Origin of the sequence: Qipengyuania xiamenensis, assembly GCF_019711495.1 — a bacterium.
GTDB lineage: Bacteria > Pseudomonadota > Alphaproteobacteria > Sphingomonadales > Sphingomonadaceae > Qipengyuania > Qipengyuania xiamenensis.
Window position 1 is genome coordinate 148,937 of the sequence record NZ_JAIGNM010000002.1, and the last position, 19,249, is coordinate 168,185.

Sequence of the window (19,249 nt, forward strand, 5' to 3'; positions counted from 1 at the left end):
GCAGTCAATCGCCAGCATGTGGAGAAGCGTCAGGCTGCCTTCCAAACATCGCCGTCACGACCGGCAAGACCTCGGCGTTCGAGATCGATCAGGTGCGCAGTCACGGACATTTTCGCTGCGCCGTGCAGTTTCTCGTCGAGACCCTTGTACATCTTGGGCACGAAATCGGCAGCCTCATGCGGGCCTTCACGCAGGTGGCGCAGGATCTGGTTTTCGCGCTGGCGGCGGTGGCCGATCATCCCGCGAACCAGCTGGCGCGGCTTGGATATCGCCTCGCCGTGGGCGGGGTAATAGACCGTGTCCTGCTCGCGGGCGTAAAGCTTTTCGAGGCTGGCCATGTAGTCGGCCATGTCGCCATCGGGCGGGACGACCACGCTGGTCGACCATCCCATGACATGGTCGCCGGTGAAGACCGCGCCGCTTTCTTCCAGCGCAAAGCACAGGTGGTTCGACACATGGCCGGGCGTTGCGACGGCGCGGAGAGTCCAGCCGGGGCCGGTCATGGCCTCGCCGTCTTCCAGCACGCGGTCGGGCTCGTATGTGCGGTCGAAACTTGCATCCGCGCGAGGCCCGCTGTCGTCGAGCACGAGCGGCGCGCAGCCGACGATGGGGGCGCCGGTACGGGCAGCTAGCGTCTTGGCAGCGGGCGAATGGTCGCGGTGGGTATGCGTGCACATGATTGCGCAGACATGCTCTTCGCCGATGGCGGCATCGAGTGCGAGCAAATGCGCCTTCTCGTCCGGACCGGGATCGATCACCGCGCAGCCATCGCCGAGACCGACGATGTAACTCTGTGTGCCCGTATAGGTATAAGGCGAGGGATTGGGAGCGAGCACGCGGCGTACCAGCGGCTCAAGCTGCATCGCTTCGCCCGTGGGCCAGGGCTTGGGGGGAATTCCTGCCATGCCTCAAGCCTGTAGCGAATGGCGCGGCTTGTCGATAGGGAGGGACGCATGGGAGAGAAAATTCTGGTCCTCGACGCGGGGACGACTTCGACGAGAGCCATGGTCTTCAGCCGCGAGGGCCGCATGGAGCGCGTCGCGCAGGAAGAGCTGACGCAGCACTATCCGAAGCCCGGCTGGGTGGAGCACGATGCGAGCGAAATCTGGGACAAGACCTTGTCCTGCATGCGCGAGGTAGTGGGAGATGATGCGTCGTCGATTGCGGCGATCGGCATCACCAACCAGCGCGAAACGGTTGTCGCGTGGGACCGCAACACTGGCGAACCGCTTGCACGCGCCATCGTCTGGCAGGACCGTCGTACCGCCGGTTTCTGTGCGGAACTGAAAGAGGCCGGGCACGAGGCATCGGTGCAGGAGCGCACCGGCCTCCTGCTCGATCCCTATTTCTCGGGCACGAAGATGCGCTGGATGCTCGACAATGACGATGCGGTCCGCGCTGCTGCGGAAAACGGAGCATTGGCATTCGGGACCGTCGAGAGCTGGCTCGTCTTCAAGCTTTCGGGCGGTGAGCATATCTCGGACGCGAGCAACGCCAGCCGCACGCTGCTGCTCGCGCTGGAGGGCGATCAGTTCGATGAACAGCTGTGCGAACTTTTCGGTGTGCCGAAGGCAGCCTTGCCCCGGGTGGTGGATACCCACGGCAAGCTTGCGTCAAGCGACGCGGAATGGCTGGGAAGCCAAGTCCCGATCTGCGGCCTTGTCGGCGACCAGCAGTCGGCCACCATCGGGCAGGGCTGCCTGTCCTTCGGCGAGACAAAGGCGACATACGGCACGGGCGCATTCGTCCTGACCAACAAGGGAACCGACCTGCCACGTTCGGAGAACCGGCTGCTCGGCACCGTCCTGCACCAGGCAGGCGGAACGCGGACTTATGCGATCGAGGGCGCGTGCTTCGTCGCAGGCAGCCTGGTGCAGTATTTGCGCGACCAGTTGGGCCTGATCGGGAGCGCCTCGGAAACGGAAGATCTCGCACGGTCGATCGAGGACAGCGGCGAGGTGGTGATCGTGCCCGCCCTTGCCGGGCTCGGCGCGCCGCATTGGAAGCCGGATGCACGCGGCGTCTTCTCAGGCCTGAGCTTTGCCAGCGGGAAAGCGCAGATCGCACGCGCGGCGCTGGAGGCAATGGCGCACCAGACGCACGACCTTGCATCCGCATTCGCAGCCGACGGAGCGCCCTGGACGAGCCTCAAGATCGATGGCGGCATGAGTGCAAACGAGTGGATGGCGCAGGACCTTGCCGACATCCTCGACCTTCCCGTCGAACGGCCCGATTTCGTGGAAACCACAGCGCTGGGTGCGGCAATATGCGCAAGCGTGGGGGCAGGCCTCTATCCCGATCTCGGAAATGCGGCCAGCGCCATGCGCGGCGCGACGCGGACGTTTACGCCGTCGATGTCCGCGAATGTGAGGAAGGACCGGCTTGCGCGGTACGCCCGCGCGCTTTCGGTGGCCTGATCAGGCCACCCGGAAAGCCTGCGCGATACGGCCTTGCATCGCGCTGACGGGATCGCTTTCGGCTTCGTCGCCGGAGCGCATTTCTTCGTCGAGCCGGGCAATGCGGGCATGCAGGCGTTCGGTTTCGCGGATCAACATGCGCGTCGCCGGTTCGAGCAGTTCCATGTTCGCCGGATCGGACGGACGCTCTTCGCCGAGCGTGCCGTGGCGGCGCAGCTGCGACTTGCTTAGTTCGCCCGAGTGATAGGCGCGCTGGTTGAGCAGCCAGGCGAGCACGTGCATGACCCGGGTCGTGGTGCGCAGTCCTTCGACCGACAGGGCGATGCGTACTTCGTCGGGAGAGTTGCCGCGACTTGCCTCGTCGCGCAGGTCGAACACGGCGCGTGCCTCGTCGGCAAGCGCAAGGGCTTCGGCGTATAGGTCTTCGACGACCTGCTCGTGAATCGTACGGTCCATGTCCATGGTGAACATCGCGTTACCACTATCGATCCGCGCCGCCCACCGCCGGTTTGACCTGCGTCCCGATCCGGGACGCGCGTCCGGCGCGGCAATCAGGCGATAATATCAGGGATCAGGTTGTCCTCGATCGCCGAGATGCGGTCCTTTAACTGCAGCTTGCGCTTCTTCAGACGGGCGATCTGGAGCTGGTCGACGAAGCCGCCCTCATCACCTGCCTGGGTAAGCGCAGCGATGGCGGCGTCGAGGTCGCGATGCTCGCTCCTCAGCGTTTCCAGTCGCTTGCGCAATTCCTGTTCGTTCACCGTCGTCGTCCTTGAATCTCGCTTTATCGCATGGCCTGTGAGAGGGGCTTTGTAAATTCGCAAAGCTGTGATTTGATAGTTGGTCTGCGGCTCGTTCCGCACGGTTCGAGTCGCTTTGGGGTCGTCACACTCTGAAGGAGACGCATCGATGCAATCATCCCATGTCGCCGCACTCAAGGCCAAGCACGCAGGACTGGAAGCCCGCCTGCACGATGAACAGGCACGGCCGTCGCCCGACATTTCGATGATCCAGCAGCTTAAGAAGCAGAAGCTAAAGCTCAAGGAAGAGATCGCCGCCCACTGAGGCCGGCCCTCCTAGATTGCGGGGCGAAAAGGATTTCCTCTCTTCGCCCCGCTTCCACACCCTCGCATTTTTGCTATAGCCGCTGGCCATGTCAGCAGCTGCATCCGCCCGCCAGATTCTCACGCAACTGCATGAGGTCATGGCTGGCCGCCATCATGCCCAGCACAAGCTCGACCGCGTCGTCGAGATCATCGCCGACAGCCTGACGAGCGAGGTCTGCTCGATCTACCTCCTGCGCGAGGGCGAACTCGAACTGTTCGCGACCCGCGGCCTCAACCCCGAAGCGGTCCATGTCACGCGCATGGGCATCGGCGAGGGGCTGACCGGCATGATCGCCAAGAACATCGAAACGCTCAACCTGGCCGAGGCCAAGGCGCATCCCGACTTCCTCTATCGTCCCGAAACGGGCGAAGAAAAATTCCATTCATTTGCAGGGGTTCCGATCGTTTACCGCGAGCGGGCTGTCGGCGTCTTGTGCGTCCAGCATGTCGAGCCGCGACGCTACGAGGACGTCGAGATCGAGGCGCTGCAAACCACCGCGATGGTCCTGTCCGAGCTGATCGCGCACAAGGAACTCGTCGATGACGAGGACACGATCGACCTCGACGAAGTGCCGACCGAATGCGAGGTTCTGGAAGGGCTGACGCTCGTGAAGGGGCTGGCTGCCGGGCGGGCTGTCTTCCACCAGCCGCGGGTCGAGATCGACCAGGTCGTGGCTGAAGACATCGAGGCCGAGCGCCAGCGCGTCTACCGGGCCTTCGACAAAATGCGCGACCAGATCGACGCGATGGGCCGCGAACCGGAATTCGGGAAGGGCGGCGAACACGTCGAGGTTCTCGAGACCTACAAGATGTTCGCCTATGACGAAGGCTGGAGCCGCCGCATCAACGAGGCGATCGATAGCGGGCTGACTGCCGAGGCGGCAATCGAGCGCGTCCAGCAGCGCACCCGGATGCGCATGCGCGAAATCGACGATCCATTGCTCGCCGACCGGATGCACGATCTGGAGGACCTCTCGAACCGCCTGCTGAGGATCGTTTCCGGACAGCTCGGCACTGCGGCAACGCAGGGCCTGAGGCGCGACACCATCCTGTTCGCGCGCAATCTGGGGCCGGCGGAACTGCTCGAATACGACCGGCGACGTCTCAAGGGCGTCGTTCTGGAAGAAGGCTCGCTCACCGCGCACGTCGTGATCGTGGCGCGGGCGATGGGCATTCCGGTGCTGGGCCGGGTCGCTCGAGTGAGGTCGCGGGTTGCGGAAGGTGACGAGGTGCTGGTCGATGCCGACAAGGGCACCGTGACGCTTCGTCCTTCGCAGCAACTGCTCGACGCCTTCGACGCGCGCTTCACCAAGAGCCGCGAACGCGCGGCAACATATGCCGAGATGCGCGAGGTCGAGCCGTTCACGCGCGACGGCACCCGCATCACGGTCATGATCAATGCGGGCCTGCGCGACGATGTGAGCGCCCTGCAACTCACCGGCGCGGACGGGATCGGCCTCTTCCGGACCGAGTTCCAGTTCCTCGTTTCCTCCACCTTGCCGGCGCGCGAGAGGCAGATGCGTCTCTATCGCGACGTGCTCGACGCTGCCGATGGCAAGCCGGTCATTTTCCGCACCGTCGACATCGGCGGCGACAAGGCCGTTCCGTATCTCGACAATGATACCGCAGAGCGTGACGAGAACCCGGCCATGGGCTGGCGAGCCCTGCGCCTCTCGCTCGAACGAGAGGGCCTCTTGAAGGCACAGGCCCGTGCGCTGCTCGAAGCGGCGTCCGGCAGGCAGCTTTCGGTCATGTTCCCCATGGTTTCCGAGCCTTGGGAGTTCGACGCCGCCAAGGCGATCTTCGAAGAACAGCTCGACTTCCTGCGTGAACGCCGCAAGGTTTTGCCCGAAGCGATCGAATATGGCTGCATGCTGGAAGTGCCATCGCTCGCCGAAGTGCTCGACCAACTGCTGCCGCGCCTCTCGTTCATTTCGATCGGCACGAACGACCTCACGCAATTCCTGTTCGCCGCAGACCGCGCCAATCCGAAACTGGCTGCGCGTTATGACTGGTTGAGTCCCTCGATCCTGCGTTTCCTCGCCCGGATTTCCGCCAATATGGTCGGTAGCAATGTGCGCATCGGGGTATGCGGCGAGATGGGTGGGCGTAGGCTCGAAGCACTGGCCCTCTTGGGGCTCGGCTTCACGCGTCTGTCGATAACGCCGGCAGCAGTCGGGCCGATCAAGGAACTGGTGCGCAAGGTGTACCTGCCGGACCTGACCAGCCAGATGCAGCGCTGGCTGATTTCGCCTCCTGCGGACATGCGCGCGGCGCTCACCGAATGGGCCTTGAGCAACGACATTGAAATCGAGTGATTTTGTCGCTCATGCGGTGCGCTTCGTCGGCTTGCTGTCTGCCGCACCCATGCACGGCACTTGACAGGAATTGCTGCAACCCCTCTTTTCGCGTCCAGCCAGGGACGGGAACACCCGCGTAGGGTCATACATTCGGGAATCGCATGGAAGAAGACGACGCCGTCGAAATCGAGGAAACGCGCGTGCAGCGCGTGGGTGAACGCTTGCGCGAAACGCGCGAGGCCAAGGGACTGTCGATCGAGCAGGTCGCTGCCGACACCCGCATCCCCCAGCGACACCTTTCTACGATCGAGGCCGGACAGTTCTCGGCACTCCCGTCGCGGACCTACGCGATCGGCTTCAGCCGCACCTATGCGCGTACGCTGGGGCTCGACGAGAACGAGGTTCTCGACCAGGTCCGCGCGGAACTGGCCGAAGCCGACGGCACTCCTGCCGAACAGCCGGCGAAGTTCGAACCGGGCGATCCGGCGCGCGTCCCGGGGCGCGGCCTCGCGTGGTTTGCCGTCTTCGCCGCGATCCTTCTTTTGGGCGGCGTTTACGCCTTCTACTCCAGCTATTTCGCGCCCGGCCTCGGCCCGGCACCGCTCGAAGACCCCGCTGAACAGGTCGCCGAGGAAGCGGCAGCGGACCAGCCTGCGCAGGCTGCTGCTCCGGCCCAGCCGACCGGCGGACCGGTCGTCTTCACCAGCGAGATGGATGGCACCTGGGTGAAGTTCTACGACGCCAGCGGTACGCGCCTCTACGAAGCGCAGATGGCGGCGGGCGACAGTTACACCATACCCGCCGATGCGGATGGCCCGCAGATATGGACCGGTCGCCCTTACGCGCTGGCAATCACGATCGGCGGACAGTCGGTGCCCAAGCTGACCGAGGAAGATACCGTCGTGCGCGACGTGGCGGTTAGTGCCGAGGCGTTGCTGGCGCGCGACACTGCTCCCGCAGCAGACCCGGCCCCCGCCGCCGACGCAAACGACACCACCACCTGATCCACGGCGGATAAGCAGGCTTCATCCCCTCGACAGGATCGCGGGGGTACGGCAGATTCCGCAATAACGAAGCCCTTCAAAGGAGCATCCCGAACCATGATCGCACGCAGTGCACGCGCGCTCGGCCTCGGCGGCATCGCCCTGGCTCTCGCCGCGACTTCCATGCCCGTCGCCGCGCAAGACAATTCCGAAGCCCGGATCCGCAAGCTGGAATCCGAAGTCCGCGCCCTCCAGCGCAAGGTCTTCCCGGGTGCGGACGGCCGCTATTTCGAGCCCGAGATCAGCGCCCCCGCAACAACGCAGCCGGCAACCACCGCTGCACCCTCGACGACCGCGGTGACCGACATCCTGACCCGCCTCGATGCGCTGGAATCCCAGCTGCAGCGCCTGACCGCGCAATATGAGGTCGGCGGCAATGCCATGCGCCTGCTCGAAGAGCGGATCGAAGCGCTCGAAGCGGCCAATGCTCCGGCGCCTGCGCCCGCAAGCACGACGCGGCCTGCTGCGGTAACTCCGGCGGCAACGACGCCTGCTGCAACCACGCCTGCAGCAGAGCGGCCCGATCCCGCGCGGCTTGCCGCGGTCCAGCAGATCACCAAACCGCAGACCGATGATCCGGGTGACGACGAATATTCCTATGGCTTCCGCCTCTGGGATGCCGGCTTCTTCCCCGAAGCTCAGCAGCAGCTGACGCTCTTCGTCGAACGTTACCCTGACCATTCGCGCGCAACCTACGGCCGCAACCTGCTCGGCCGCGCCTATCTCGACGATGGCAAGCCGGGCGACGCCGCGCCCTGGTTCCTGCGCAACTACCAGGCCGACAAGAACGCAGCTCGCGCCGGTGACAGCCTGCTGTTCCTCGCGGAGTCGATGATTGCGCTTGATGACAAGCAGCGCGCCTGCATCGCGCTTTCCGAGTTCGGCGAGACCTACCCGGCGCTCGCGACCGGTCGCCTGCAGGGCCAGTACGCAACGGCCCGCAGCAAGGTCACCTGCAACTAAGATGGGTATCGACCCGGAACTGTTGGAGCGGTTCCGGGCCGATCTATCTGCCCTGTGGCTCGATGACGACGAGCCCGAGGCGAAGCTCGGGATCGCCCTTTCGGGTGGTCCGGACAGCCTTGCGCTTCTCCTGCTGGCCGCCTCTGCCTTGCCGGGGCGCGTAGAGGCTGCAACCGTCGATCACGGTTTGAGGGAGGAAAGCGCTGCGGAGGCTGCCCATTGTGCATCCATCTGTGCGCAGCTGGGTGTGCCTCACGCGACGCTCGCTGTGCAGCTTGCCGAGGGAAACACCCAGAGCCGCGCCCGCGAAGCCCGTTATGGTGCCCTGTCCGATTGGGCGAGAGATCGCGGGATAGATACGATCTGCACCGCGCATCACCGCGACGACCAGGTCGAAACGCTGCTCATGCGGCTCAATCGGGGGAGCGGACTGTCCGGCCTTGCCGGCGTGCGTGCTGCGGGACTTGCACCGCAGGGCGAGACTGTCGTTCTAAGGCCGCTGTTGGGCTGGAGCCGCGAGCAACTCGCTTCGATCGTTGCGGCAAGCGGCTTTTCTGCAGTCACCGACCCTTCGAATGATGACCCCGCCTACGACCGTGTGCGCATGCGCAAGGCTCTGGTGAAGGCCGACTGGCTGCAGCCCGAAGGCATCGCCCGATCCGCCCGGGTCCTCGCCGACATGGAAGACGATATTCTTGCCCTCGCGGCAGAGGATATGGAACTCGCCGGTAAGCTCAATGGCGATCGTTTCGAATATCGGCCGTTGGCGCGATCTGCCGTTTACCGCCCTTCCATCTGGGGCGAGATAATAGTCATGATCTTCGATCGTTTCGGGCGCAGTATCTCACGCAGCGATGCGGTGAGGATGGCGGAAGCACTCATGGAAGCCGAGCCGATCAACATCGGCGGTATCCACGCATCGCCGTCCGGGGATAGCGATGGACCCGTCTGGATTTTCGCGCGGGAAAATCCGCGCCGGTCCGGCTAGTTGCCCAGCGCAGCAGCCTGACGAGCGACCTTTTCGACTTCGGCCTCGTCGACTGCACCGCGCGGCGCGACCCAGCTTCCCCCGACACACAGGACGGGGTCGAAGGCGAGCCACTCCGGCGCATTCTCCAGCGTGATCCCGCCGGTCGGGCAGAAGCGGCACTGGCCGAAGGGAGCCGCAAGCGCCTTCAGAGCCGGAAGTCCGCCAGCAGCCATCGCCGGGAAGAACTTGAAGTGAGTGAGCCCCAAGTCGAGACCGCGCATGATATCGCCTGCATTGGCGATGCCGGGGAGGAAGGGGATGCCCTCGCGGATCGCTGCCTTGCCGAGGGGTTCGGTCAGGCCGGGCGAAACGATGAATTCGCTGCCCGCATCGATTGCAGCGGCCAGTTCCTGCTGGTTGGTGACCGTACCCGCACCGACGATCGCCCCGTCGACCTGCTTCATCGCACGGATCGCGTCGAGCGCGGCGGGTGTCCGCAGCGTCACTTCGAGAACGGGCAAACCGCCTGCGACCAGCGCACGGGCGAGGGGGACGGCATGCTCCACCTCGTCGACCACGATCACCGGGATGACCGGCGCGGTCTGCATGATGTCGGCGATAGCGGTCATGTGTGTTCTCTTGCGAAAGCGGCAGCGGCACCGAACAGGCCCGGCTGCGGATGGACGATGAGTTTGACAGGGATCGAGGCCATCAGCTCCTGAAAACGGCCCTTGGCCTTGAACCTTTCGGCAAAGCCCGATTTGAGCAGGGTCTCGCGAATGCGGTAGCCGAGACCGCCAGCGATCACGACGCCGCCGAAACCGCCCTGGGCCAGCGCGATATCTCCGGCAACACTACCCAGCGACATGCAGAAGCGGTCGACAGCTGCGGCGGCGAGGCTGTCGCTGCCGTCCTGTCCGCGCGTCCAGATTGCGATATCGTCTTCCTCGGCGACGGGCTTGCCCTCCATCGCGGCGAGCGTCTGGTAGATGTCCGAAATGGCCGGGCCTGCCACCACACGCTCTACCGAGACGCGGTTATGGCGCTTGCGTAGGCGGGCGAGGATCGCGTCGTCGATCTGGTCGAGCGGTGCGAAATCGATATGGCCGCCCTCGGTCGCGGACACGCGGTAAGTGCCGTCGGACTCGCGATAGAGATGCGCGACGCCGAGCCCCGTGCCCGGGCCGAGCACGCTGAGCCTTCCCGTGGGTGCGAGCGGCTTGTCCGGACCGGTCAGGTGTATGAACTGGTCTTCGCCGACACGGGCAACCGCATGGGCCACGGCTTCGAAGTCATTGACGATGCAATAGTTTTCTACGCCCAGCTTTTCCTGCACCAGCGCCGGACGAATGATCCAGGGATTGTTGGTGAAACGGATGACATCGCCGCCCACGGGGCCTGCGATGGCCATCGAGACGCGCGGCGGGAGCGAACCACCCATACGGTCGCGATAATCTTCCCATGCGGTCTGGAAGCTGGCGTGATCCTTGGTGTGGATCGTTTCGGGCTCGGTGAGGCTGATCGAGCCGTCATCCGCGATCGTTGCGATGGCGAAACGGGCATGGGTTCCGCCGATGTCTACGCTTACCAGTTCCATCTCAGAGCCCCGCAATTGCCAGCATCGAGGACGCGCCCTGTTCGGCGCCGTCGGCGCCATGCCTGAACATGGCGAAGTATTCGCGGCCCATTCCGGTCTCCGCCTGAGGTTCGGGGGCGGCATCGCGGCTGTCGAGGTCCGCATCGGTCGAGAGCGTTCCGGTTTCGGCGCAGACCTTTACGATATCGCCGTCACGCAGCTTGGACAGCGGGCCGCCGCCCAGCGCTTCGGGCGTGCAATGAATGGCTGCGGGCACCTTGCCGCTCGCACCCGACATACGGCCGTCGGTCACGAGCGCCACGCGATAGCCGCGGTCCTGCAGGACACCGAGGGCAGGAGTGAGCTTGTGCAGCTCGGGCATGCCGTTCGCGCGCGGGCCTTGATAGCGGACGACTACGACCACATCGCGGTCGAGTTCGCCCTTCTTGAAGGCTTCGTTGACGCTCGGCTGGTCCTCGAAAATGCGGCACGGTGCCTCGATCGTCCAGCGTTCGCGCTCGACAGCGGAGGACTTGAAACAGGCGCGGCCGAGATTGCCTTCGACGAGGCGCATGCCGCCATCGGCCTGGAAGGGATCGGAGGCAGGGCGAAGCATTTCGGTATCGCCGCTCGGACCCGGATCGCGCCAGACCAGTTCGTCGCCATCCATGCCCGGTTCGCGCGAATAGGCCTCGAAGCCGCCTTCCGCGACGGTCAGGATATCCGCATGGGCAAGTCCTTCGTCGAGCAAGGTGCCGATGACATATCCCATGCCGCCGGCATCATGGAAGTGGTTCACGTCGCCCGATCCATTGGGATAGACGCGTGCGACCAGCGGGACCGCCGATGACAGGTCGGACAGGTCGGTCCAATCGAACTTGATGCCTGCAGCGCGGGCCATGGCGGGAATGTGGATCGCGTGGTTGGTCGATCCGCCGGTGGCAAGCAGGCCGATCGCCGCGTTGATGATCGCCTTTTCATCGACGACGCGGCCCAGCGGGCGGAAATCGTCGCCGTTCTTGCGGAGTTCGGCAAGCCTGTGGGTGGCCTTGCGGCTCATTTCCTGCCGCAGCTTGGCACCCGGCGGTACGAAGGCTGCGCCCGGAATGTGGAGCCCCATCATCTCCATCATCATCTGGTTCGAATTGGCTGTGCCATAGAAAGTGCAGGTGCCGGGCGAATGGTAGCTGCCCATTTCGCTTGCCAGCAGTTCGTCGCGCCCGACCTTGCCCTCCGCATAGAGCTGGCGGGTGCGCTGCTTTTCCTTGTTCGAAATGCCGGTCCCCATCGGCCCCGACGGCACGAATACGGCGGGCAGGTGCCCGAAGCGCAGTGCGCCCATGAGAAGGCCCGGGACGATCTTGTCGCAGATGCCGAGCAGCGCGACGCCGTCATACATGGCGTGGCTGAGTGCTACGATCGTGGACAGGGCGATCGTGTCGCGGCTGAAGAGCGACAGCTCCATGCCCGCCTCACCCTGCGTCACCCCGTCGCACATGGCGGGTGTGCCGCCGGCGACCTGGACGGTAGCGCCCACTTCGCGCGCCCAGATCTTCATCCGTTCCGGATAGCGATAATAGGGCTGGTGGGCCGAAAGCATGTCGTTGTAAGCGGTCACGATGCCGAGGTTCGGCCCGCGGGCTGCCTTGATTGCTTCCTGGTCTTCCTCCGCCCCGGCGAAAGCATGGGCGAGGTTGGAGCAGGACAGCGAGTGGCGGTTGATCTGCTTGTCACCCTCGCGGTCCATCAACTCGAGATAGTCCCCGCGCGACTTGCGCGAGTTCTCGATCACGCGCTGCGTAACGCGGTGGATGGTATCGTTCAGCGGCTTAGTCATCGTGCCAGGTAACCCCGTCGCGTTCGGCCAGCGCTACTGCCGCGCTCGGCCCCCAAGTACCTGCTGCATAGGTCTTGGGCTTGATTTCGTTTTCGGCCCACAGGGCGCGGATGTGGTCGATCCAGTCCCACTGCGCTTCCACCTCGTCGCGGCGGACGAACAGCGTCTGGTCGCCGTGGATCAGGTCAAGCAGCAGGCGCTCGTAGGCGATCCGGCGCACCACGTCGGAAAAGGCATCGGGCATGGCGATGTCGAGCGGGACCGGGCGCAGGCGCAGACCGTCGCTGCCGAGGCCGGGCACTTTGGCCATCATCGAAAGCTGGATGTTTTCCTTCGGCTGGATTTCGATCACCAACCGGTTGGGTTCGGTCTTCGCACCGCGTCCTTCGAAGATCGAATGCGGGATGCAGCGGAACTGCACGACGATCTCGGTCACGCGGCGCGGCATGCGTTTGCCGTGGCGCAGGTAGAAGGGCACACCGCGCCAGCGCCAGTTGTCGACATGGGCCTTCACCGCGACATAGGTTTCGGTGTCGCTGTCCTTGCCCAGTTCCTCGTCATAGCCGGGCACGGTCTGCCCATCGACGGCACCTGCACGATACTGGCCGGTCACGACTTCGTTCGCCTTGATCGGGCGCAGGGCGCGCAGGACCTTTACCTTCTCGTCGCGCACTGCGGTGGCGTCGAAGCTGGTGGGCGGTTCCATCGCGACCAGTGCGAGCAGCTGGAGCATGTGGTTCTGCACCATGTCGCGCAGCGCACCGCTGTCGTCGTAATAGGCGACGCGTGATTCCAGCCCGACCGTCTCGGCCACGCTGATCTGCACATGCTCGATATAATTCGAGTTCCAGACTGGCTCGAGCAGGATATTGGCGAAGCGCAGCGCGAGGAGGTTCTGCACCGTCTCCTTGCCAAGATAATGGTCGATCCGGAAAATGCGGTCTTCGGTAAAGGCCTTGGCCACCGCATCGTTGATCTCGCAGCTTGAGTCGAGATCGGTGCCGAGCGGCTTTTCGAGCGCGATGCGGGCATTGCCCTTGGTCAGGCCCACACGTTCAAGGCCCGCGATCGTCGGTTCGAACAGGCTCGGTGCGGTCGACAGGAAGATGGCGAGGCCGTTGTATTCGCCGACCTCCTTGGCCAGCTCGTCATACCCCTCGGGCGTCGTCGCATCGACCGGGACGTAGCTCAGCCGGTTGAGGAAATCGGCCATCGGACCGCGGCGGTTCTTCGGGAGATATTTCTCCAGCGCCTCGCGGGCGAACTGGCGAAATTCCTTCGTGCTCATCTCGGAACGCGCGGTCGCGACGATGCGAAGGTTCGGATCGAGCAGGTTGTCCGCGTGAAGCGCGCAAAGCGACGGCAGGAGCATGCGCTGCGAAAGGTCGCCGGTCGCTCCGAACAGGAGCAGGCGGTCGGCGGTGAATGTCAGCTCTTGCATGGTGCCTTCATCGGCGTAGCTCTCCCTTTGATGCGTGGCCTATCAGCGCCCCGCATCATGCGCCATAGCATCGCATTCCTATTCACTTGTCGAGGGTTCGCACCCGGACCGAGCTCGACTTGAAGTCGTTCGCGCCGAAGCTGGTGAGGAAGCTCACGTCTGCAGCGTCGCGGCCGATGCCGATCTTCGCGGTCTGGGCGGGGTCGGCCATGCCGGTGGCGTCCACCAGTTGCCAGGTGCCGCCACCCGGTGTTTCGGGGTCGTTGAGGAATACCTCGGCGATCGCGTGGAAATCGGGCGGATCGACCCCGGGGGCATAGCAGGCGACGTATCGGGCCGGGATCGTACTGGCACGAGCCAGCGTCACAAGCGTATGCGCATAGTCGCGGCAAATACCGCGGCGCTCGATGAAGGTGTCGAGCGCCGTCGTGTGGATACCGGAAGCGCCGGGCACATACTGGAAGTTCTGGCGGATCCAGTCGCGAATGGCGGCAATGCGTGCACCGCCATCGGTCCCGCCGAATTCATCCTCGACGAAGGTCTGGAAGCGGTCCGCCGGGCAATAGCGGCTGTCGAACAGGTATTCGACAGCCTCGCCGGGCATTTCGTGCGGGGGCAGGCGTTTGAGGCTGGCGAGTTCGGCTAGCTGCCGCTCGGGCGATACCTCTGCCTCGTACCGGACCTCGAAATCGCCTTCGGCGCGGATCCAGATGCGCTCGCCGATATCGTCCTGGGCCGGAACGCGGGCGCAATGGTGCGTGTCGGACAAATGCGTTTTCGAAGAAAGGATGGTCTGTTCCGGGATCGCGGCAGCTTCGAACTGCAGCAACACGTCGGTGGGTCGCGGTAAATGGAAGGCGAAGCGCGTTTCTATCCCGATAGGCATGGTCCACAAACGTCACAGACAGCCTAAGGTTTCGGGGGAAGGGAAGGGTGGTCGAAAATGCTCCTTCCGGAAACGAAAAAGGGCCCCGCGAAGGGACCCTCTCGTATAATAAAGGCTTGTTTGGGCTTACTTGCCCATCAGCCAACCCCAGAAATCGAACATAAAGGCCTCCTGTTGGTTAACAGGATCCTTGTTTCATTAACCATAACTGTTTGTAAAGCGTTAACTATGCTTCAAGCGCATCGTCCTTACCGGAAACGTTGAATTTCAAAAGGTTAGTCAAGGAGATCGGTCGCGACAAAACGTAGCCCTGGACGTAGTGACAGCCGATTTCGTTAAGGATTTTCAGGGTTTCCGTGTCTTCGGCACCCTCTGCGACGACAGTGATTCGCGCTTCCTTACCCATCGCCACAACACTTGACGCAATCGCCTTTGCTTTCTGGCTTTTGGCCAGGTTGGAGACGAATAGTCGGTCGATCTTCAGTTCGTCGAACGGCAGTTCGAAGAAGGTTTCGTAATTGGCCGCGCCGGTACCGAAGTCATCCATCGAAATACGGACGCCAAGAGCCTTCAGTTCATTGAGAATGGTGGAAGCCGTCGCAAGGTCGCCGATACGCGAAGTTTCTGTCACTTCCAGGATCAGGAAGCGCGGATCGAAGCCGGATGCCTGCAATGCATTGCGGACGATGCCGACGATCCGCATATCGCCGAGCAGCGTCGCGGACATGTTGACCGACATCGACACGGTGCGGCCGCGGAAATGCATGAGCCTTGCAGCGCTGCACGCGCTTTGCAGCACGTAGCGGGTCAGGTGCTCCATGCGTCCGGCCTTTTCGCACTGGGCGATGAAGTGCATCGGCGGAATGAAGCCGCGCGCCGGATCATGCCAGCGTACCAGTGCCTCGACACCGGTCATGGTGTTGTGCACGGTATCGATCTTGGGCTGGTAGACGCAGTAGATCTCGCCAGCTTCCATCGCCTCGTCGATGCGTGCGCGAAGCGAGATGTCCCACAGCTGGTCGAAGTGCGAGCCCGTCTCCGCGATCTTGATCGGGTTGAGGGCTTCCGAGCTTTCCTCAGCAGCCGCCAGCGCGGCGGCTAGGCGGGTCGAGGGATCGCCGTCGAGGCGCGCCACGCCGAAACTGATGCCCACATCGACCGAGGAACCGGCAACGCTGATCGGCGCGGCAAAAATCGCACGCAGACCTTCCAGGTGATCTGCCAGCGCTTCCGTATCGTCTTCCTTGGTATGCCAGCCGAGATGGTGGCCTTCGTAGAAGATCGCCAGTTCGCTGTCGGAAGCCCGCAGGCGATCGACAAGCTTGAGGATGTATTGCGAGCGGTCCTCGCGCGCGAGCGTCTTGAGAACGTGCTCGTATCCATGAATGCGGGCAACGACGATGTGACCGTGCGTGAGGTTGTTCTTGAGCGCACTGACCTCGAGCGCGCGCAGGCGCGGCAGGCCGGTCTCGTTATCGACGAGCGCAAGCCGGTCCTTGAGCTGGGCTCGCGAGCGGAACAAGCCGTACCCTACGATGAGTGCAAAGCAGTAGGACAGTTCCATGCGCACGCCGATGTGGCTGCCGAAATAAAGCGCGGTGGGCAGGCACAGGACCAGCGCCGCATATCCGAGCTGGCGGCGCTTGCGCTTGCGAACCGCAATGATCATCGCCCCGAGAAGGAAAGCGAAGATCGTCAGGGCGCGAAGGCCTCCAACGAAGCCGGTCCGGCCGGCGCGCAGCGTTTCGGCGGCGTAGATGCTGACAAAACTTGGCGGGACGCCGTAATTGCCCGGTACCTTGATCTGGGCATCGGCAACGCTTTCGCCTTCGCCGATGATGACCGTGCGGCCGGCAAGGTTCAAATCGGAATCGCCGCGAGCGAATGCGGCAAGCTCTACCGACGCGAACTCGTCGGACGGAATCGTGTAATCGATCTGGAATTCGCCGGGCCGTGCATCGTCGATGCCGGCAAGCGACGCAGCAAGCGAAGGATAGCGGCGCCCTCCGACCGTGTGTCCGTATTCGTTCGTCCAGACGAGACCGAGCCAGTTGGTCGCACGGCGCGTGACGACGCGGTCGCTGTTCCCGGCGATCGCATCGATCGTGCGACGTGTCCTTTCGCCTGCAGTCGGCGAGCGTTCGATATGGTCCACTATCGCGGCGCGCGGGCCCAGGTCGGCGATAGCTTCCGCGAGTTGCTGATCGCTTTCGCTGGTCGATGCGCGGTCAAGCACCAGGTCGATGTAGATCTTGCCGACGCCCTGACGGTCGAGCTCTCGCAGGGTTTCGGCAAGTTCGATGCGCCGATGGTCGAGGGCGGGATCTTCCATGTCGCCGGGAACGCCGATGAAGACGATTTCCCCGGAGGGCGAGTGGTTCGCAAGCTTGGACTGGAACAGCCAGCTGAACTGGTCGATCGGCGCAAGGAACAGGAAAAACATGAGGGCGAGCGAAACCGCACCTGCGTAGAGCAGGTGGCGCAGGCGTCCCAGCAAGCCCTTCGAAATACCGGAAGTCGGCGTTTCGCTAGGGCCGGGGCCTTGGGTAAAGGCGCTTCGGTCGTTCATCCGAGGCGCTTATGCGCTCATTAAGTTTAAGAATGTTTTGACGCGGGCGCGATTTTTTCACGGGATGCGCCCGAAAGCTGGCCTCACAATGGTTAAAGGCGCGGTAGGATGTTGGATTAACGGCTTGCGTCGTTTCCTTGGATTGCCGCAGAATCCGGAGGGCGATTAACCGTTTCGATTCAATCGAATGGATCGAGAGTGGTGGGGTGCGTCAACAGGGTTAACCTGCTGACGCCCGGCACTTGCCTCAGGTGATGACACCGAAAAGGTCGTGTTCGTCGGCGTCCTCGACCTTCACCGAAACAATTTCGCCCGCCGCGAGCGTTTCGGGCACATTGCGAAGGTAGACCGCGCCGTCGATTTCCGGTGCATCGGCCTGACTGCGGCCGGTTGCGCCGATATCGCCGTCCTCGTCGGGCTCGCCAACCTCGTCGATGATGACGGGCATGGTCTTGCCGACCTTGGCAGCGAGTTTTTCCGCGCTGATCCGCGCAGTCACTTCCATGATGCGCGCGTATCGTTCTTCCTTCACGGCCTCGGGCACGTGATCGGGCAGGGCATTGGCCTGTGCGCCCTCGACGGGTTCGAAACGGAACGCGCCGACGCGGTCGAGCTGCGCCTCTTCGAGCCAGTCGAGCAGGTACTGGAAGTCTTCCTCGGTCTCGCCGGGGAAGCCGACCACGAAACTGGAGCGGACCGCGATATCGGGGCAGATCTCGCGCCAGCCCTTGAGCCGATCGAGTACCTTGGCCTCGTTCGCGGGACGCTTCATCGCGCGCAGAACCTTGGGGCTGGCGTGCTGGAAGGGAATGTCGAGATAAGGCGTCAGCAGCCCTTCGGCCATCAGCGGGATAACCGCATCGACATGCGGGTAGGGGTAGACATAGTGCAGCCGCACCCACGGCGGGGTGCCGCCGCCGATGTCCAGCAGGCCAAGCTCGCGGGCGAGGTCGGTCATGTGGGCGCGGACCTCGCGGCCATTCCAGATGCGGCTCTCGTGGCGCGTGTCGACGCCATAGGCGCTCGTGTCCTGGCTGATGACGAGCAGTTCCTTCGTGCCCGCCGCGACCAGCTTTTCCGCCTCGCGCAGCACGGCATCGATCCGGCGGCTGGCGAGTTTTCCGCGCAGGTCGGGGATGATGCAGAAGGCGCAGGAGTGATTGCAGCCTTCGGAAATCTTCAGGTAACTGTAGTGGCGCGGCGTCAGCTTCACATCCGGCTGCGGAATGAGGTCGATATAGGGACCCTGGCTGGGCGGGGCATGTTCGTGGACCGCCTCGACGACCTGTTCGTACTGGTGTGCACCGGTCACTGCGAGGACCTGCGGATGCGCTGCACGGATTGCTTCTGCCTCGTCGCCCATACATCCGGTCACGATCACGCGGCCATTTTCGGAAATTGCCTCGCCGATGGCAGCCAGGCTTTCTTCCTTCGCGCTGTCGAGGAAGCCGCAGGTATTGACCAGCACGACATCCGCGCCGGCATAGTCGGGGCTCATCGCATAGCCGTCGGCACGAAGGCGCGTAAGGATGCGTTCGCTGTCGACCAGCGCCTTGGGGCAGCCGAGGGAAACCATGCCGACCTTCTTCTGGTCGGGGATCGGGGAGGTGGAGGTGTTCATGCCAATGTCCGTGGATTTGCGCGCGCCCCTACACGCCTTCGCGCATTTGCGCTAGCACAAGCGTGGGTCGGCTCTGGGAGGGAGAGGGCAAATGAATCTTTTGGATGTGAATTGGCTGGCAGTCGTTCTTGCCGCGCTAGCCGGATTTGTCGTGGGCGGCATCTGGTACGGGCCGATCATGGGCAAGAGCTGGATGGTAGCCGTCGGGAAGACCGAAGAAGACCTGAAGAACATCAACCCGGCAAAGACGTACGGCCTGACCTTTCTTCTGGCGCTTCTGGCGAGCTGGACCTTGGCACATACATTCGCGAGCTACGCGGTCGACCTCTCTGTAATGGTCAAGGTGCTGACTGCAGTCGGCGTCGCGGTCGGTTTCATTCTTCCTGCGCTCTGGACGAATTATCTTTTCCAAGATGCGAAGAAGCCGCTTTACTGGATCGACGGTGGATACTGGCTGTTTTTCTATATTGCGATGGGGCTGGTGCACGCTTTTCTTTCGTGATCCAGAAATGAACCGCCC

Annotated in this window: 17 protein-coding genes; 7 read left to right on the plus strand and 10 right to left on the minus strand. The window is 63.5% G+C overall.

Annotation, left to right across the window (positions count from 1 at the left end; genetic code table 11):
* Positions 1 to 29: 29 nt before the first annotated feature.
* On the minus strand, positions 30 to 905 hold the full coding sequence (locus K3165_RS08960) for an MBL fold metallo-hydrolase (protein ID WP_221548554.1): 876 nt from the start codon (positions 903 to 905) through the stop codon (positions 30 to 32).
* 48 nt (positions 906 to 953) lie between these two features.
* On the opposite strand from K3165_RS08960, the gene K3165_RS08965 reads away from it, so the two are divergent.
* Positions 954 to 2,417, plus strand: a complete 1,464-nt coding sequence (locus tag K3165_RS08965; protein ID WP_221548555.1) for a glycerol kinase — start codon at positions 954 to 956, stop codon at positions 2,415 to 2,417.
* Here the strand turns inward: K3165_RS08965 and K3165_RS08970 are convergent, their stop codons facing one another.
* Positions 2,418 to 2,873 (minus strand): DUF1465 family protein, encoded by a 456-nt coding sequence (locus tag K3165_RS08970; protein ID WP_247714052.1) that lies wholly within the window; start codon positions 2,871 to 2,873, stop codon positions 2,418 to 2,420.
* 95 nt (positions 2,874 to 2,968) lie between these two features.
* Complete coding sequence (locus K3165_RS08975; RefSeq protein WP_221548556.1) at positions 2,969 to 3,178, minus strand: YdcH family protein; 210 nt, start codon at positions 3,176 to 3,178, stop codon at positions 2,969 to 2,971.
* A 148-nt stretch (positions 3,179 to 3,326) separates the two neighbouring features.
* Here K3165_RS08975 and K3165_RS08980 point away from each other — a divergent pair, with 148 nt between their 5' ends.
* From K3165_RS08980 to tilS, 5 genes are all read left to right on the plus strand, one after another.
* Entirely contained in the window at positions 3,327 to 3,482 is a 156-nt protein-coding gene (locus K3165_RS08980; protein WP_221430430.1) for a DUF465 domain-containing protein, read from the plus strand.
* Between the two features lie 88 nt (positions 3,483 to 3,570).
* Positions 3,571 to 5,841 carry a phosphoenolpyruvate--protein phosphotransferase gene (gene ptsP / locus K3165_RS08985; RefSeq protein WP_221548557.1) on the plus strand — a complete coding sequence of 757 codons (2,271 nt, stop codon included), beginning with the start codon at positions 3,571 to 3,573 and terminating at the stop codon, positions 5,839 to 5,841.
* A gap of 143 nt (positions 5,842 to 5,984) precedes the next feature.
* On the plus strand, positions 5,985 to 6,827 hold the full coding sequence (locus K3165_RS08990; RefSeq protein WP_221548558.1) for a helix-turn-helix domain-containing protein: 843 nt from the start codon (positions 5,985 to 5,987) through the stop codon (positions 6,825 to 6,827).
* Positions 6,828 to 6,923: 96 nt separating this feature from the next.
* Positions 6,924 to 7,829, plus strand: coding sequence for a tetratricopeptide repeat protein (locus tag K3165_RS08995; protein ID WP_221548559.1), 906 nt, complete (start codon positions 6,924 to 6,926; stop codon positions 7,827 to 7,829).
* 1 nt (position 7,830) lies between these two features.
* Positions 7,831 to 8,817: a tRNA lysidine(34) synthetase TilS gene (gene tilS, locus K3165_RS09000; protein WP_221548560.1), complete on the plus strand. Its 987-nt coding sequence runs from the start codon at positions 7,831 to 7,833 to the stop codon at positions 8,815 to 8,817.
* On the opposite strand, the gene eda is transcribed toward tilS, so the two are convergent.
* The 7 genes from eda to rimO form a co-directional block, all read right to left on the minus strand.
* Complete coding sequence (gene eda, locus K3165_RS09005) at positions 8,814 to 9,428, minus strand: bifunctional 4-hydroxy-2-oxoglutarate aldolase/2-dehydro-3-deoxy-phosphogluconate aldolase (RefSeq protein ID WP_221548561.1); 615 nt, start codon at positions 9,426 to 9,428, stop codon at positions 8,814 to 8,816. The two genes, tilS and eda, sit on opposite strands and share 4 nt — an antisense overlap.
* Positions 9,425 to 10,396 (minus strand): glucokinase, encoded by a 972-nt coding sequence (glk, locus tag K3165_RS09010; RefSeq protein ID WP_221548562.1) that lies wholly within the window; start codon positions 10,394 to 10,396, stop codon positions 9,425 to 9,427. Before glk ends, eda begins: the two co-directional genes overlap by 4 nt.
* Before the next feature lies 1 nt (position 10,397).
* Positions 10,398 to 12,212: a phosphogluconate dehydratase gene (gene edd / locus K3165_RS09015; RefSeq protein ID WP_221548563.1), complete on the minus strand. Its 1,815-nt coding sequence runs from the start codon at positions 12,210 to 12,212 to the stop codon at positions 10,398 to 10,400.
* Positions 12,205 to 13,653, minus strand: coding sequence for a glucose-6-phosphate dehydrogenase (zwf, locus tag K3165_RS09020; protein ID WP_221548564.1), 1,449 nt, complete (start codon positions 13,651 to 13,653; stop codon positions 12,205 to 12,207). The genes edd and zwf overlap by 8 nt, the downstream gene beginning before the upstream one ends.
* 82 nt (positions 13,654 to 13,735) lie before the next feature.
* On the minus strand, positions 13,736 to 14,539 hold the full coding sequence (locus K3165_RS09025) for a transglutaminase-like domain-containing protein (protein ID WP_221548565.1): 804 nt from the start codon (positions 14,537 to 14,539) through the stop codon (positions 13,736 to 13,738).
* A 226-nt stretch (positions 14,540 to 14,765) separates the two neighbouring features.
* On the minus strand, positions 14,766 to 17,108 hold the full coding sequence (locus K3165_RS09030; protein WP_221548566.1) for an EAL domain-containing protein: 2,343 nt from the start codon (positions 17,106 to 17,108) through the stop codon (positions 14,766 to 14,768).
* 247 nt (positions 17,109 to 17,355) lie between these two features.
* Positions 17,356 to 18,729 carry a 30S ribosomal protein S12 methylthiotransferase RimO gene (rimO, locus tag K3165_RS09035; RefSeq protein WP_221548567.1) on the minus strand — a complete coding sequence of 458 codons (1,374 nt, stop codon included), beginning with the start codon at positions 18,727 to 18,729 and terminating at the stop codon, positions 17,356 to 17,358.
* A gap of 91 nt (positions 18,730 to 18,820) precedes the next feature.
* Between rimO and K3165_RS09040 the strand changes: the two genes are divergently transcribed.
* Entirely contained in the window at positions 18,821 to 19,231 is a 411-nt protein-coding gene (locus K3165_RS09040; protein ID WP_221548568.1) for a DUF1761 domain-containing protein, read from the plus strand.
* Positions 19,232 to 19,249 lie beyond the last annotated feature (18 nt).

What these genes read in the sequence shown, in the direction of transcription:
- tilS (WP_221548560.1), top strand. Translation starts at nt 7,831, where the DNA reads ATGGGTATCGACCCGGAACTGTTGGAGCGGTTCCGGGCCGATCTATCT.
- K3165_RS09040 (WP_221548568.1), top strand. Translation starts at nt 18,821, where the DNA reads ATGAATCTTTTGGATGTGAATTGGCTGGCAGTCGTTCTTGCCGCGCTA.
- K3165_RS08990 (WP_221548558.1), top strand. Translation starts at nt 5,985, where the DNA reads ATGGAAGAAGACGACGCCGTCGAAATCGAGGAAACGCGCGTGCAGCGC.
- edd (WP_221548563.1), bottom strand. Translation starts at nt 12,212, where the DNA reads ATGACTAAGCCGCTGAACGATACCATCCACCGCGTTACGCAGCGCGTG.
- K3165_RS08980 (WP_221430430.1), top strand. Translation starts at nt 3,327, where the DNA reads ATGCAATCATCCCATGTCGCCGCACTCAAGGCCAAGCACGCAGGACTG.
- rimO (WP_221548567.1), bottom strand. Translation starts at nt 18,729, where the DNA reads ATGAACACCTCCACCTCCCCGATCCCCGACCAGAAGAAGGTCGGCATG.
- K3165_RS08960 (WP_221548554.1), bottom strand. Translation starts at nt 905, where the DNA reads ATGGCAGGAATTCCCCCCAAGCCCTGGCCCACGGGCGAAGCGATGCAG.
- K3165_RS08995 (WP_221548559.1), top strand. Translation starts at nt 6,924, where the DNA reads ATGATCGCACGCAGTGCACGCGCGCTCGGCCTCGGCGGCATCGCCCTG.
- zwf (WP_221548564.1), bottom strand. Translation starts at nt 13,653, where the DNA reads ATGCAAGAGCTGACATTCACCGCCGACCGCCTGCTCCTGTTCGGAGCG.
- K3165_RS09030 (WP_221548566.1), bottom strand. Translation starts at nt 17,108, where the DNA reads ATGAACGACCGAAGCGCCTTTACCCAAGGCCCCGGCCCTAGCGAAACG.
- ptsP (WP_221548557.1), top strand. Translation starts at nt 3,571, where the DNA reads ATGTCAGCAGCTGCATCCGCCCGCCAGATTCTCACGCAACTGCATGAG.
- glk (WP_221548562.1), bottom strand. Translation starts at nt 10,396, where the DNA reads ATGGAACTGGTAAGCGTAGACATCGGCGGAACCCATGCCCGTTTCGCC.
- eda (WP_221548561.1), bottom strand. Translation starts at nt 9,428, where the DNA reads ATGACCGCTATCGCCGACATCATGCAGACCGCGCCGGTCATCCCGGTG.
- K3165_RS08965 (WP_221548555.1), top strand. Translation starts at nt 954, where the DNA reads ATGGGAGAGAAAATTCTGGTCCTCGACGCGGGGACGACTTCGACGAGA.
- K3165_RS09025 (WP_221548565.1), bottom strand. Translation starts at nt 14,539, where the DNA reads ATGCCTATCGGGATAGAAACGCGCTTCGCCTTCCATTTACCGCGACCC.
- K3165_RS08970 (WP_247714052.1), bottom strand. Translation starts at nt 2,873, where the DNA reads ATGGACCGTACGATTCACGAGCAGGTCGTCGAAGACCTATACGCCGAA.